9 protein-coding genes and 1 other RNA gene are annotated in these 14,588 nt (G+C 69.9%); 6 read left to right on the forward strand and 4 right to left on the reverse strand.

All coding sequences use genetic code 11. From position 1 onward, the window contains the following. Window positions 1-65: 65 nt before the first annotated feature. Both C8E84_RS16895 and C8E84_RS16900 read right to left on the reverse strand, forming a co-directional pair. Complete coding sequence (locus C8E84_RS16895; RefSeq protein WP_159904027.1) at window positions 66-239, reverse strand: CsbD family protein; 174 nt, start codon at window positions 237-239, stop codon at window positions 66-68. Between the two features lie 151 nt (window positions 240-390). Next, window positions 391-3,777 (reverse strand): pyruvate carboxylase, encoded by a 3,387-nt coding sequence (locus C8E84_RS16900; protein WP_159904029.1) that lies wholly within the window; start codon window positions 3,775-3,777, stop codon window positions 391-393. A gap of 265 nt (window positions 3,778-4,042) precedes the next feature. On the opposite strand from C8E84_RS16900, the gene C8E84_RS16905 reads away from it, so the two are divergent. From C8E84_RS16905 to C8E84_RS16930, 6 genes are all read left to right on the forward strand, one after another. Beyond that, on the forward strand, window positions 4,043-5,698 hold the full coding sequence (locus C8E84_RS16905; protein ID WP_159904031.1) for an amino acid permease: 1,656 nt from the start codon (window positions 4,043-4,045) through the stop codon (window positions 5,696-5,698). 13 nt (window positions 5,699-5,711) lie between these two features. Further along, a complete protein-coding gene (locus tag C8E84_RS16910) occupies window positions 5,712-6,635 on the forward strand; it encodes a choline kinase family protein (RefSeq protein WP_159904033.1) in 924 nt (307 codons plus the stop codon). Continuing rightward, window positions 6,632-9,169, forward strand: a complete 2,538-nt coding sequence (locus tag C8E84_RS16915; protein ID WP_159904035.1) for a GcvT family protein — start codon at window positions 6,632-6,634, stop codon at window positions 9,167-9,169. Before C8E84_RS16910 ends, C8E84_RS16915 begins: the two co-directional genes overlap by 4 nt. A 72-nt stretch (window positions 9,170-9,241) precedes the next feature. Then, a complete protein-coding gene (locus C8E84_RS16920; RefSeq protein ID WP_159904037.1) occupies window positions 9,242-9,790 on the forward strand; it encodes a hypothetical protein in 549 nt (182 codons plus the stop codon). Window positions 9,791-9,928: 138 nt separating this feature from the next. Then, window positions 9,929-10,296, forward strand: a transfer-messenger RNA (tmRNA) gene (gene ssrA / locus C8E84_RS16925). Between the two features lie 47 nt (window positions 10,297-10,343). Next, a complete protein-coding gene (locus C8E84_RS16930) occupies window positions 10,344-11,276 on the forward strand; it encodes a phosphatase PAP2 family protein (protein WP_159904039.1) in 933 nt (310 codons plus the stop codon). Here C8E84_RS16930 and ppdK read toward each other — a convergent pair. Next, window positions 11,195-13,882, reverse strand: a complete 2,688-nt coding sequence (gene ppdK / locus C8E84_RS16935; RefSeq protein ID WP_159904041.1) for a pyruvate, phosphate dikinase — start codon at window positions 13,880-13,882, stop codon at window positions 11,195-11,197. The genes C8E84_RS16930 and ppdK overlap by 82 nt on opposite strands. An 89-nt stretch (window positions 13,883-13,971) precedes the next feature. Then, the gene (locus C8E84_RS16940; protein ID WP_159904043.1) at window positions 13,972-14,586 is read right to left on the reverse strand and encodes a YgjV family protein; all 615 of its coding nucleotides are present in this window, start codon (window positions 14,584-14,586) and stop codon (window positions 13,972-13,974) included. Window positions 14,587-14,588: the final 2 nt, after the last annotated feature.

The following is a 14,588-nucleotide window of genomic DNA, read 5'->3' on the forward strand; positions in this document are numbered from 1 at the left end:
TACCCACACCGACCAATAGGTCGATGTGGGTACGGGTTCCCTTGGGCGAGGCCCTGAGGGAGAGGTCAGTTCTTGAACGCGTCCTTGACCTTCTCGCCGGCCTGCTTGACGTCGGCCTCGGCCTGCTGGACGCGGCCCTCGGCCTCGAGGCGCTCGTTGTCGGTCACCTCGCCGGCGGCCTCCTTGCCCTTGCCCACCAGCTCATCCTTGGCGTTCTCGATCTTGTCGCCAATTCCCATGGTGTTCTCCCTCGTTCGATGGGTGGAGCACCAGCCACGATGATGACCGGTGCGAGCCTCGACGGTACGAAAGTGTTCAACCAAACGGGGGTTTGCGCGCAGACGCCTTCGAGAATGACCGTGGGGCAGGACCGGCCGGCAACCGTCAGCGTCAGGCCGGGGTGACGACGACGATCAGGTCGCCACCCTCGACCTGCTGGTGGTGCCCGCTGAAGGCCAGCCGTGCCACGGTGCCGCCCACGGGGCTGGTGATGTTGGCCTCCATCTTCATCGCCTCGATCGTCGCGACGACTCCGCCGGGCTCGACGGTGTCACCCTCGGCGACGACCGGCGTGACGACCCCCGAGAACGGCGCCGGCACGTGCCCGGGCACCGACGGGTCGGCTTTCTCGACGGCCTTGACGTCGGCGGTGATCGACCGGTCGCGCACCGTCACCGGCCGGAACTGCCCGTTGAGCGTGCACATCACGGTGCGCATGCCCTGTCGGTCGGCCTCACCCACCGAGCTGATCCCGAGGATGAGGCGCTTGCCGGCTTCGATCTCGGCCTCGTACTCGGTGCCCTGTTCCAGGCCGTGCAGGAACTCGATGGTGCCGAGCACCGACAGGTCACCGAAGGCCTCGCGGCTCGCCTCGAACTCCTTGGTGGGCCCGGGGAAGAGCAACTGGTTCAGGGTGCGGCGCGGGTCGGTGACCAGCGCGGCCTCCTGCTCGGGGGTCAGTTCGGTCTGCCGCGGCTTGGCGGTGCGCCCCTGAAGTGCCTTGGTGCGGAACGGCTCGGGCCACCCGCCGGGCGGGTCGCCGAGCTCGCCTTCGAGGAAGCCGATCACCGAGTCGGGGATGTCGTACTTCGTCGGGTTCTCCTCGAAGTCGGCCGGGTCGGCTCCGGCCCCGACCAGGGCTAGGGCCAGGTCGCCGACGACCTTCGACGACGGCGTCACCTTGACGATGTTGCCGAGGATGCGGTTCGCCGCGGCGTACATGTCCTCGATGTCCTCGAACCGGTCGCCGAGGCCGAGCGCGATCGCCTGCTGGCGCAGGTTGGACAGCTGCCCACCGGGGATCTCGTGGAAGTACACGCGCCCCGTCGGCGAGGCCAGCCCCGACTCGAACGGCTTGTAGATCGTGCGCACGGCCTCCCAGTAGGGCTCGAGCGAGAACACCTTGTCGATGTCCAACCCGGTCGGCCGCTCGGTGCCGTCGGTCGCCGCGACCAGCGCCGACAGGCTCGGCTGGCTGGTCGTGCCGGACATCGACGAACAGGCGGCGTCCACGGCATCCACCCCGGCGTCGATGGCGGCGAGCAGCGTCCCGATCTGGCCGCCGGCGGTGTCGTGGGTGTGCAGGTGCACGGGCAGGTCGAACCGTGACCGCAGCGCCCGCACGAGCGTCGCCGCGGCCGGTGCCCGCAGCAACCCCGCCATGTCCTTGATGGCAAGCACGTGCGCGCCGGTGTCGACGATCTGCTCGGCAAGGCGCAGGTAGTAGTCGAGCGTGTAGAGGCGCTCACCGGGGTCGAGCAGGTTGCCGGTGTAGCACAGCGCCACCTCGGCGACCGCGGTGTCGGTGGCGAGCACGGCATCCACGGCAGGGCGCATCTGCGAGACGTCGTTGAGGGAGTCGAAGATGCGGAAGATGTCCAGGCCGGTGCGGGCCGCCTCGGCGACGAACGCGTCGGTCACCTTGGTCGGGTACGGGGTGTAGCCCACCGTGTTGCGCCCACGCAGCAGCATCTGGAGCGGGATGTTCGGCATCGCCTCGCGCAGCAGGGCCAGGCGCTCCCAGGGGTCCTCGGACAGGAAGCGCAGCGCGACGTCGTAGGTCGCGCCTCCCCACGCCTCCATCGACAGCAGTTCGGGCGTGAGGCGCGAGACGTGCCCGGCGACGTGCAGCAGGTCGCGGGTGCGCATCCGGGTGGCGAGCAGGCTCTGGTGGGCGTCGCGGAAGGTCGTGTCGGTGACGGGCACGTCGGTGCGCTCGCGCAGCTGGCGCGCGAACTCGGCAGGGCCGACCTCGCGTAGCAGGTCGCGGTTGCCGCGTGGCAGGGGGGATGCCGTGTCGAGCGTCGGCAGCTTCGTGCGCGGTTTGAGGTGGGTCGTCGCGGGCCCGTGGGGCTGGTTGACGCTGACGTCGGCGAGGTAGGTGAGCAGGCGCGTGCCTCGGTCGCCACCCATGCGGGCCTCGAGCAGCTCGGGGCGTTGGTCGATGAAGCTCGTCGTCGCCTGCCCGGCCTGGAACACCGGGTCGGCGAGCACGGCCTCGAGGAAGGGGATGTTCGTCGACACCCCGCGGATGCGGAACTCGGCGAGCGCCCGACGGGCCCGGCGCACCGCCATCGGGAAGCTGCGCCCCCGGCAGGTGAGCTTGACCAGCATGGAGTCGAAGTGGGGGCTGACCTGCGCCCCGACGAACACCGTGCCGCCGTCGAGACGCACCCCGCCACCGCCGGCCGAGCGGTAGACGCTGATCTGCCCGGCATCCGGGCGGAAGCCGTTGGCCGGGTCCTCGGTGGTGATGCGGCACTGAAGCGCCGCGCCGCGCACGTAGATGTCGCCCTGCTTCATGCCGAGGTCCTCGAACGACTCACCCGCCGCGATGCGCATCTGCGCCACGACGAGGTCGACGTCGGTGACCTCCTCGGTGACGGTGTGCTCGACCTGGATGCGCGGGTTCATCTCGATGAAGACGTAGCGGCCGTCCTCGCCGAGGAGGAACTCGACCGTTCCCGCGTTGCGGTAGCCGATCGACTCACCGAAGCGCACGGCATCCGCGCACATCTGCGCACGGGTGTCGGGGTCGAGGTTCGGGGCGGGCGCGATCTCGACGACCTTCTGGTGGCGGCGCTGCACCGAGCAGTCGCGTTCGTAGAGGTGCAGCACCGAGCCGGAGCCGTCGGCCAGCAGTTGCACCTCGATGTGCCGGGGGTTGACCACGGCCTGCTCGAGGTAGAGCGTGGGGTCGCCGAATGCGGCATCGGCCTCGCGCTGGGCCGCCTCGAGCGACTCACGCAGGGTCGACGGGTCATCGACGCGCCGCATGCCGCGGCCGCCGCCGCCGGAGACGGCCTTGACGAAGACGGGGAAGCCGATGTCCTCGGCGGCTGCGGCCAGGGCGTCGAGGTCGGTCGACGCCTCGGCGCTGGCCAGGGTCGGCAGCCCGGCGGCGCGGGCGGCCGTGATCGCCCGCGACTTGTTGCCCGTGAGGTGGAGGACGGATGCCGGTGGGCCGATGAACGTGATGCCGTTGGCCTCGCACGCCTCCGCCAGCAAGGGGTTCTCGGAGAGGAATCCGTAGCCCGGGTAGATGGCGTCGGCGCCGCACTCGACCGCTACCCGCACGATGTTCTCGTGGTCGAGGTAGGCGCGCACCGGGTGGCCGGGCTCACCGATCTGGTAGGACTCATCGGCCTTGAGCCGGTGCTCGGAGTTGCGGTCCTCGTGCGGGAAGACGGCAACCGTCTTCGCGCCGAGTTCGGTGGCCGCACGGAACGCGCGGACCGCGATCTCCCCACGGTTGGCGACGAGGATCTTGGTGAACACGGGGGACCTCCCGGGTCTTCGGTGGGCACGTCACCCGGCCGCAGGGCCGGTGATCCGCAGCCTAGTGAGCGTGGCGCGCGGGCGCCTCCCTCGTCCCGCCTCTTGCGCATCGGCTGCGGATTCCGTAGCCGAAACCACGACGCGCCCGAAGGTAAAGAATGGCCCAAAGCCATACCAATTACGTCTCGGGAGCCCTAGCATCGGCCCGTCGCACCACACATGACGCCGGTCACTTCGGGGCCGGCCGGACCACCGAGAGCTAACCGTGGCTGATGTGCACCTGACGGACGACGAACGCAAGCTCGCCGAGCTCGGCTACAAGCAGGAGCTCAACCGATCGTGGTCGGGCTTCTCCAACTTCGCCATCTCCTTCTCGATCATCTCGATCCTGGCCGGATGCTTCACGACCTTCGGTCAGGCGTGGAACAACGGCGGCCCGATCGCCATCTCGATCGGCTGGCCCATCATCGCGGCCTTCATCCTCATCATCGGGTTCTGCATGAGCGAGCTCGTCTCGGCCTACCCGACCTCCGGTGGCATCTACTGGTGGGCCGCCAAGCTCGGCGGCGCCAAGGCCGGGTACTACACCGGCTGGCTCAACCTCATCGGTCTGCTCGCAGTCGACGCGTCGGTGGCGTACGGCTGCGCGACCTTCTTCGACCTGTCCTTCAGCACGATGAGCGAGTCGTGGGCCGCGGGCTACAGCCTCCAGCGCGTCTTCTGGATGTTCCTCGTCGTCCTGTTCCTCACCGCGATGGTCAACATCTTCGGCGGGCACCTGCTCGCGATGCTCAACAACATCTCGGTGTGGTGGCACGTCGCGGGCGCGGCGATCATCATCGCCATTCTCGTCTTCCTGCCCGAGAAGCACATGAGCGTCGCGGACGTCTTCTCGATGCGGGTCAACAACAGCGGTGGCCTGGCGGGCGGCGAGACCAGCGGCTGGTCGTTCTGGTTCTACGTGCTCCCGCTCGGCTTCCTGCTCACCCAGTACACGATCACCGGCTTCGACGCCTCGGCCCACCTGTCCGAGGAGACCCACGACGCCGCGGATGGCGCCGCCAAGGGCATCTGGCGCTCGATCTTCTACTCCGCCGTCGGTGGGTGGGTGCTCCTGCTCGCCTTCCTCTTCGCCGTCCAGGACGCGGATGCCGTGACCGCCGGCGGCGGTGGCGTCGCCGTGATCTTCAACCAGGCGTTGTCGTCGGGCTGGGCCGGGACGGTGCTGCTGATCGCGAGCATCGGGCAGTTCTTCTGCACGACGGCGTGCATGACCTCCACCTCCCGGATGCTCTTCGCGTTCAGCCGTGACGGCGCCGTGCCGTTCGCCTCGAAGTGGGCCACTCTCAACGCCAGCAAGGTGCCGGCAAACGCCGTGATCATCTCCTCGGTCATCGCGGCGCTCATCACCGTGCCGGCGCTCGTCGAGGTGAACATCGGCACCGACGAGGCCCCGATCATCGTGCCGACCGCGTTCTACGCCGTGGTCTCCGTCGGCGTCATCGGCCTCTACACCGCCTTCGCGGTGCCGATCTACCTGCGCTGGCGGGCCGGCGACTCCTTCAAGCAGGGGTCGTGGAACCTGGGCAACAAGTGGCGTTGGATGGCCCCGGTCGCCGTCGCGGAGATCGCGATCATCAGCATCTACTTCATCCTCCCGTTCACCCCGGCGGCCAACCCGTTCAACGAGAACTTCGAGTGGAAGTTCGTCAACTACGCACCGATCCTCACCGGCGGCACGTTGTTGGCGCTGTGGATCGGGTGGCACCTGTCGGCCAAGAAGTGGTTCACCGGGCCGAAGATGACCATCGACCTGCCCGAGGGCGTCACGTCCGCGGAGGAGATCGAGCTCGAGCACCACGGCAAGACCGCCCACGGTGGCACGACGCACGACTGGAAGCCCGGCGACCCGTTGTCCTGATCGGGCACCCACCGTGACCGATCTCGACACGCTGCTCGACGGCATCCCCACCCTCACCGGGCAGGGGCGTCACGTGACGCCCCTGCCCGGCGGGCTGACCAACGTCAACCACCGGGTGCGCACGGATGCGGGTCTCGACGTCGTCGTGCGCGTCTCGTCGCCCGACACCGGGCTCCTCGGCGTCGATCGCCACGCCGAACACCACAACACCCTCGCGGCGGCTGCGGCCGGGGTCGGCGCGCCGGTGATCGACTACCTCGAGGGCCGTGGCGTCATGGTCGTGGGGTTCCTCCCGGGGCGCACCTGGGTCGACGCCGACGTCGCAGCCAACCCGGTGCGGCTGGCCGCGGCCCTGCGTCGCCTGCACGCCGGACCGGCGTTCATCGGCCGGTTCGACATGTTCGCGGTGCGCGAGCAGTACCTCGGCGTCGTGCGGGAGCACGGATTCCGGATGCCGCCGCGCTACCTCACGCTCCAGCCTCACCTCGAGCGGGTGCAGGCCGCCTTCTCCCTGGCGCCCGAGCCCCTCGTGCCCTGCCACAACGACCTGCTCGCCGCGAACGTGCTCGACGACCGCGGGGACTTGCGGATCATCGACTACGAGTACTCGGGCATGAACGAGCCGTCCTTCGAGCTCGGCAACGCTGCGGCCGAGGCCCACCTGGACCCTGACCAGCTGGCGGCCCTGTGCACCGCCTACTACGGCGACCTCCTCACCCCCGAAGGACTCGACGCCCGCGTCGCCCGCGCCGAGCTGTGGGGCTGGGTCGCCCGCTACGGCTGGACGCTGTGGGGGATGATCCAGGACGGCATGAGCAGCCTGGACTTCGACTTCTGGGGGTGGGCCATGGACAAGTGGGAGCCCGCGCAGGAGCTGGCCACGAGTGCCCGGTTCGAGCAGCTGCTCGCCCGGGTGGCGGGGGAGGTGCCCCGGTGACCGACCCACGCACCGGTGCCACGGCATCCGAGGACGGCCGCGCCGGCACGCCGACGGGGCTGCCGCAGCGGGCCCGGATCGTCATCGTCGGCGGGGGAGTGATCGGCGCGTCGACGGCCTATCACCTGGCCCACCTCGGCGAGACCGACGTGCTGCTGCTCGAGCAGGGCACGCTGTCGTGCGGCACGACGTGGCACGCGGCCGGGCTCGTCGGGTTGTTGCGCGCCAGCGAGAGCGGCACCCGGCTCGTGCAGCACTCGGCCGACCTCTACCAGCGGCTCGAGGCGGAGACCGGGCTGTCGACCGGCTACCGACAGTGCGGGGGCCTGATCGTCGCGCGCACGCCGGAGCGGATGACGGCGCTGCGCCGCACGGCCGCGACGGCCGCCGCCTACGACCTCGACTGCGAGCTGCTGACTCCGGCGCAGGCGGGGGAGCGGTACCCGCTGCTGTACACCGACGACCTCCAGGGCGCGATCTGGCTGCCGGGCGACGGCACCGCCAACCCGACCGACGTCACCCAGTCGCTGGCCAAGGGTGCCCGTCAGCTCGGGGTCACCGTGCGGGAACGGGTGCGGGTCACCGGGTTCGACGTCGTGGCCGACCCGGGCGCGCCCGGTGGTCGCCGGGTGCGCGGCGTGCGCACGGATGCCGGGGACGTCGCCTGCGAGGTGGTCGTCAACTGCGCCGGTCAGTGGGCCAAGGCCGTGGGGGCGATGGCCGGGGTCGGCGTGCCACTGCACTCGGCAGAGCACTTCTACGTCGTCACCGACCAGATCGGCGGAGTGGCGCCGGGCATGCCGATCCTGCGCGACCCGGACGGGTGGACCTACGTCAAGGAGGAGGTCGGCGGCCTCGTCGTCGGCGGCTTCGAGCCGGAGGCCAAACCGTGGGTGTCGCCCGAGAGCATCCCGTACCCGTTCGAGTTCCAGCTGCTCGACGAGGACTGGGAGCACTTCGCCGTGCTCATGGACAGCGCGATCCACCGGTTGCCAGTGCTCGAGCGCACCGGCATCCGCACGTTCTACAACGGACCCGAGAGCTTTACCCCGGACAACCAGTCCATCCTCGGGGAGTCGCCCGATGTCGCCGGGTTCTTCGTCGGCGCGGGGTTCAACTCGGTGGGCATCGCCTCGGCCGGTGGCGCCGGTCGGGCGCTTGCGCAGTGGGTCGTCGCCGGGGAGCCCCAGGAGGACCTGGCCCTCGTCGACATCCGGCGGTTCGCCCCGTTCCACGCGAGCACGCCGTGGTTGCGCGACCGGGTCTCGGAGGTGCTCGGGTTGCACTACGCGGTGCCGTGGCCGGGGCGCGAGCTCGACACCGCCCGTCCCTTCCGCTGCTCGCCGGTGCACGACCGGCTGGAGGCAGCCGGCGCGTGGTTCGGCTCGAAGATGGGGTGGGAACGGCCGAACTACGTCGCCCCGCTGAGCGTGCCGCCGTCGCAGCGCCCGGCCACCTACGGGTGGGGGCGACAGCCCTGGCACGACTGGGTCGACGAGGAGCAGCGCGCCACCCGCGAGGCGCTAGCCCTGTTCGACCAGACCTCGTTCGGCAAGCTGCGGGTGCACGGACCCGATGCGTTGTCGTTGCTGTACCTGGTCTGCACGGCTAACGTCGACCGCCCAGTCGGCGCGGCCGTCTACACGGCGATGCTCAACAGCAGGGGCGGCTACGAGGCCGACGTCACCGTGACGAGGGTCGGGGAGCAGGAGTGGCTCATCGTGACGAGCTCGGCCTCGCCGGTGCGCGACGCCGACTGGTTGCGTCGGCACGTCGCGCCCGCGTGGCAGGTGTCGGTCGAGGACGTCACCACGTCGTATGCCGTGTTCGGTCTCATGGGTCCGCGCTCGCGTGAGCTGTTGGCCCGGATATCGACCGCTGACGTCGGCGCTGAGGGGTTCGCGTTCGGCACGAGTCGGGTCATCGACATCGGTCCCGCCCTGGTGCGAGCCACCCGGATCACCTACGTCGGCGAGCTCGGCTGGGAGTTCATGGTGCCGACCGAGCTCGCCACCGGTGTCTGGGACCGCATCGTGGATGCCGGGGGCGACCTCGGTGTGCGACTGGCCGGCTACCACGCCATCAATGCCCTCCGGCTGGACAAGGGCTACCGGGCCTTCGGTGCCGAGCTGGGCCCGGACCGCACCCCACTGGAGGCGGGGCTGCTGTTCACCTGCGACCTGGCCGGTGATCGGGCCTTCATCGGCCGGGAGGCACTGGAGCGGCAGCGAGCCGTCGGTCCGCCCCGGAGGCTGGCATCCTTCATCGTCGATGATCCCGAGGCGGTGTTGTGGGGCGGTGAGCTGCTGCTGCGCGACGGTGTGCCCGTGGGTCAGGTGACCAGTGCGGCGCGGAGCGCCACCGTGGGTGCAGCGGTGGGCCTGACCTGGGTGTGGGACCCCGACGGTGGACCGCTGCCTCGTCAGGTTCTCGACGCTGGTGGTTACGCGGTCGACGTCGCCGGGACACGGCATCCGGTGCGGTTGTCGACCCGGGCGCTCCACGATCCGACCAACGGCCACACGCGAGCCTGAGTTGCCCTCGGGCGCACTACAGTTGACGACATGGCAGGCCATGCCGCACGACACGGTGCGCGGAAACGGACGGTGGCTGCCGCGAGTCTCTTCGAGTCGTTCGCGGTCGCCGGTGGCGCCCTGTCCGTCGTGGCCCTGATGACCTTCATCGCCGGGGGCCCTGCGCCCGTCAACGGTGGTGTCGTGGGCGATCGCGTCGAGTCGACGACGGGGCCGAGAACGGTGTCCCCGGTGGACGCCCCGACGGTCGGGCCCGGCACGACCGCCCCCGGCCCGACCGGCCCGCGGGTCGCCGTGCCGCTGTCGACCTCACCGGCCGATGTGAGCGCGGTGCTGCCGACGGCGCCCACGCAGTCGGCTCCGGCGGCACAGCCCCCGGTGTCCGCCGACCCCAGCACCCCGGATCCAGCCGTCTCGCCGACGGTTCCGGTCAGGCCCACCCTCAAGCCGCCGCCGACACCCACGAAGCCGACGAAGCCGAGCAAGCCGCCCAAGCCCACGCCCTCGGCCAAGCCCACCACGTCGCCCAACCCCGGGTCGACGTCGCGGCCGTCAGGGGGCAGCAACCCGCGTGCGACGTCATCGGGACGGCCGACTACCCAGGTCGGCCCCACCCCCTGAGGGCACCCTCGGCAGGAATGTCGTTTGGGGGTGTCGGTGTTGGACGGCATACTGACTTGTGTCGATCGAGCGCCGCACCGCGGCACCGGCGAGATCGGCGCCGTCACAACTGAACAGCGTGGGAGTGAGCCCCCTCAGGGGGGTGATCGGTTTCGACATTGGTCGGCAGACCATGGGGAAGCGGGTCGAGGACGCACGGTCATCTCGTTAACGATCTGTGCAAACCAATAGGTGCCAATTCCAAGCGCACCGACTTCGCCCTCGCCGCCTGAGCGAGCCTCGAAGTCCGTTGGCCTGAGTTTGATCCTGACTCAGTAACCAGCGTCATCTAGGGATCTTGCTGCGTCGTCATGTCGGGGGACGGCGCGGGACTCCAACTCGACTGGGCCTGTCAGCGGACGTGTGCGCGCGAGCGCTGGGGCCGAGAAATTCCATAGCGCACTGCACCCGGAGAAGCCCTGGTTTCCCGTCAGTGGACGCGGGTTCGATTCCCGCCACCTCCACCAACGGTCTCACTCCCACGCTGTCAGCATCCCCGGTGATTGAATGCCGTATGCCGACTTCTCCCGCGCCACCGGACCGTGAGGACGCGGAGCTCGAGCGGATCGGTGAGCGTGATCTCGCGCAGTGGCCCACCCGCTTCGGCCAGCACCTCGTGGCCGCGATCGCCCGCGTCGTCGTCGTGCTCGGCCGCGTCTGGCGCTGGAGCCTGGCCAACCTCGCCCTGGTGCTCACGACGCTCATCGGTGGGGTGATCGTGCTCGGGGCGACGCTGCTCTCGGCCGAGGTCTACGAGGCGGTGGTCGAGAACGACGGGTTGGCCGCGCTCGACGAGCCGGTGCTCGAGGCCGCCGTGAACAGCCGCACCCCTGCCAGTGAGGAGTGGGTCACCCACTTCACCGACCTCGGCGGCACGGTGGGGATGCCGCTCATCGCCGCGGCGATCGTCATCACCCTCGCTGTTCGTCGCCGTTCGTGGTTGCCGGTGGTCCTCATGCTCATCGCCACGGCCGGGTCGGTACTCATCACCGTGCTGGGCAAGGACCTCACGGCCCGGGCACGACCCCCGGTGGTCTACGCGGTGCCGCCGCTCGAGACCTCGCCGTCGTTCCCGTCGGGCCACACCCTGAACGCCACCGTGGTGCTCGGCCTGTCGGCGTACCTGGTGATGCTCGGGCGCCGGCACCTGCGCAGCAGGGTCCTCGTCGCCTCGGTCGTCGTCGTGTTCGTCGTGGCGATGGGGTTGTCGAGGGTGTGGCTGGGCCACCACTGGCTCACCGACGTCATGGCGGGCTGGCTCGTCGGCCTGGCCTGGCTCGCCGCGGTCATCACGGGTCACCGCGTCAAGGTCACCCTCGACCGCGCCGAACGCGCCACGGATCAGCGAGAGGACCAGGCGGCGGATCAGCCAGCCGGGTCGGTCACCATCGCGCGACCGGCCTCGAGCCGGGCAACGGGCACTCGGAACGGTGAGCACGACACGTAGTCGAGCCCGCGCTCCTCGAAGAAGTGCACCGATGCCGGGTCGCCGCCGTGTTCGCCGCACACCCCGACCTTGAGCTCGGGCTTGGTGCGCCGGCCCTCCTCGGTGCCGATGCTCACGAGCCGCCCGACGCCGTCACGGTCGATGTTCTCGAACGGTGAGGACGTGAGGATGCCGTCCTCGAGGTAGCGCGAGAAGAAGCTGGACTCGACGTCGTCGCGTGAGAAGCCCCAGGTCATCTGGGTGAGGTCGTTGGTGCCGAAGGAGAAGAAGTCGGCAGCCTCGGCGATCCTCCCGGCCGTGAGGGCGGCCCGGGGAAGCTCGATCATCGTGCCGACGAGGTGCTCCATGTGGACGCTGTGCTTGACCCTGGCCTCGTGGGCGGCGTCATCGATCTCGACCCGGATGGCGCGCAGCTCGGCGATGGACCCGACGAGCGGCACCATGATCTCCGGGCGGGCGTGGCCACCACGTTCGTTGACGATGGCGGCCGCCTCGAGGATGGCGCGGGCCTGCATCTCGAACAGGCCGGGCAGGGACAGGCCCAGGCGCACCCCGCGCAGGCCGAGCATCGGGTTGGACTCGTGCAGCCGGTGGACGGCCGCGAGCAGGCGGGACTCCTCGGTGTGGTCCTGACCTGTGGCTTCGGCGACGGCCACCTTGACCGACAGGTCGGTGAAGTCCGGGAGGAACTCGTGCAGCGGCGGGTCGAGCAGGCGCACGGTGACGGGCAGGCCGTCCATGGCGTCGAAGATCTCGACGAAATCGGCCCGTTGCAGCGGCAGCAGCTCGTCGAAGACGGCCTGCTTCTCGTCATCGGTCTCGGCGAGGATCAGTCGTTCGACGATCTCGCGGCGTGGCCCGAGGAACATGTGCTCCGTGCGGCACAGGCCGATTCCCTCGGCTCCGAAACGTCGCGCCCGAGCGGCATCCTCGCCGGTGTCGGCGTTCGCGCGAACCTTCATCCGGCGCAGTCGGTCGGCGACCCGCATGAGGCGGTCGACGGCGGCGACGAGCGGGCCGCCCTCCTCCACCGACACCGTGCCCTCGGAGTAGCGCACGACGAGGGAGGGGCGCACCGCCACTTCCCCGGAGAAGACCTCGCCGGTGGCGCCGTCGATCGACAGGGTGTCGCCCTCGCGCACGATCGTGCCGTCGGCGGTGGTGAACTGCCGGGCCTTCAGGTCGATCTCGAGGGACTCCGCGCCACAGACACACGTGCGGCCCATGCCGCGGGCGACGACCGCCGCGTGCGAGGTCTTGCCACCACGGCTCGTGAGCACACCGGCCGCGGCGACCATGCCGTGCAGGTCGTCGGGGTTGGTCTCACGGCGCACGAGGATGACCGGGGTGCCGGCCTCGGCGAGGCGCACCGCGGCATCCGAGTCGAACACCGCGACCCCGACGGCCGCACCGGGGGAGGCGCTCATGCCCTTGGCGATGAGGGACCGGGTGCTCTCCGGGTCGAAGTGCGGGAACATCAGCTGGGCGAGCTGGTCGCCCGTCACGCGTTGGAGCGCTTCCTCCTCGGTGATGACGCCTTCGTCGATGAGGTCGACGGCGATGCGGAAGGCCGCCTCGGCGGTGCGCTTGCCGACCCGGGTCTGCAGCATCCACAGCTTGCCGCGTTCGATCGTGAACTCGATGTCGCACACGTCGCGGTAGTGCGCCTCGAGCCGCGCCATGATGCCGAGCAACTCGTCGAAGCTCTTCTTGTCCAGACCCTCGAGGTCGGCCAGAGACAGGGTGTTGCGGATGCCGGCGACGACGTCCTCGCCCTGCGCGTCCGCGAGGTAGTCGCCGTACACACCGACGGCACCCGTCGAGGGGTCACGGGTGAACGCCACCCCCGAGCCGGAGTCGGCGCCGCGGTTGCCGAAGGCCATCGCCTGGACGTTGACGGCGGTGCCGAGGTCGGTCGGGATGTTCTCGCGACGGCGGTACAGGATGGCCCGTGGTGAGTTCCACGAGTCGAAGACGGCGACGATGGCGCCGTGCAGCTGGGCTCGCGGGTCCTGCGGGAAGGGCGCGCCCGAGTCCTCCTCTACGATGGCCTTGAAGCGGGCGACGAGGGCCCTGAGGTCGTCGGCGTCGAGCCCGAGGTCGACGCTCACCCCCTTGGCCGCCTTGGCCTCGTCGAGGGCGTCCTCGAAGCGGTGGCCCTCCAGGTCGAGCACCGTCTTGCCGTACATCTGCACGAGCCGCCGGTAGGAGTCCCAGGCGAAGCGGGCGTTGCCGGTCTGCGCGGCCAGGCCCTCGACGGAGACGTCGTTGAGGCCGATGTTGAGGACGGTCTCCATCATCCCGGGCATCGAGAACTTGGCGCCCGAACGCACCGAGACCAGCAGCGGGTCCTCGCCGTCACCGAGCCGGCGGCCCATCCGCTCCTCGAGCGCGGCGAGGTGGGTCTCGACCTCCTCGAACAGGGCGGGAGGGACCGATCCGGAGTCGAGGTAGGCCCGACACGCCTGCGTCGTGATGGTGAACCCCGGTGGCACCGGGATGCCCAACCGGGTCATCTCCGCGAGGTTCGCGCCCTTGCCGCCGAGCAGGTCCTTGTCCGCCATGCTGCCGGCTTCGAAGTTGTGAACGAGCTGGGGCTGGGCCATGGCGGCGCCTCCTGAGAGTGGTGTCTTTGCATCGTAGGACCCCGGACAACCCCGCGCCCCTCGGGGGTGCGCAAGGAACCAGGCGGTGCTCAGACGATGGTCAGGCGGTACCGATCGCCGTCCTGGGTGAAGCCGAGCTTGGAGTAGTACGGGCTCACCATGCCGGGCGGGGTCAGCACCTCGGTGAAGCCACGATCACGGAACAGCCCGGACTGCCGGAAGACGAACTCTCCCGGTGAGAAGTCACGCCACCTGGGGGTCACGTAGTCGAGCTCGACCTGCGCGGTGCCGCCTTCGGCATCCCGCACGACGATCACCCCGGCCGTCTCGTCCCCGTGCTGCACGAGGTAGGTCAGTCGGCCGTGCGGGACGCCGCCGGTGAAGCCGGGGAAGTAGGTGTCGATGTCCGCCCGGTGGACGTGCAGGAAGTGCGCCAGGTAGGCGTCATCCTCGCGCACCGGGAGCACGGCATACGCCTGGTCATCCGTGCGCTCACGCAGGAGCCTGATGATGAAGAAGAGGTTGATCGCTGCCAGCACGACGTTCATCGCGACCATCGGCCAGACGCCGATCATCAGGTTGAACACGATGAGGATCAGGCACGCCACCGTGTTCAGGACACGCAACCGCAGGATGCGCGCCTGGAGCAGCGAGTAGATGAGCAGCGCCGAGCCGAACCAGCCGAGCGCGTCGACCCATCCCACGG

The sequence above is a fragment of the Ornithinibacter aureus genome, assembly GCF_009858245.1.
GTDB classification, from domain to species: Bacteria; Actinomycetota; Actinomycetes; order Actinomycetales; family Dermatophilaceae; genus Fodinibacter; species Fodinibacter aureus.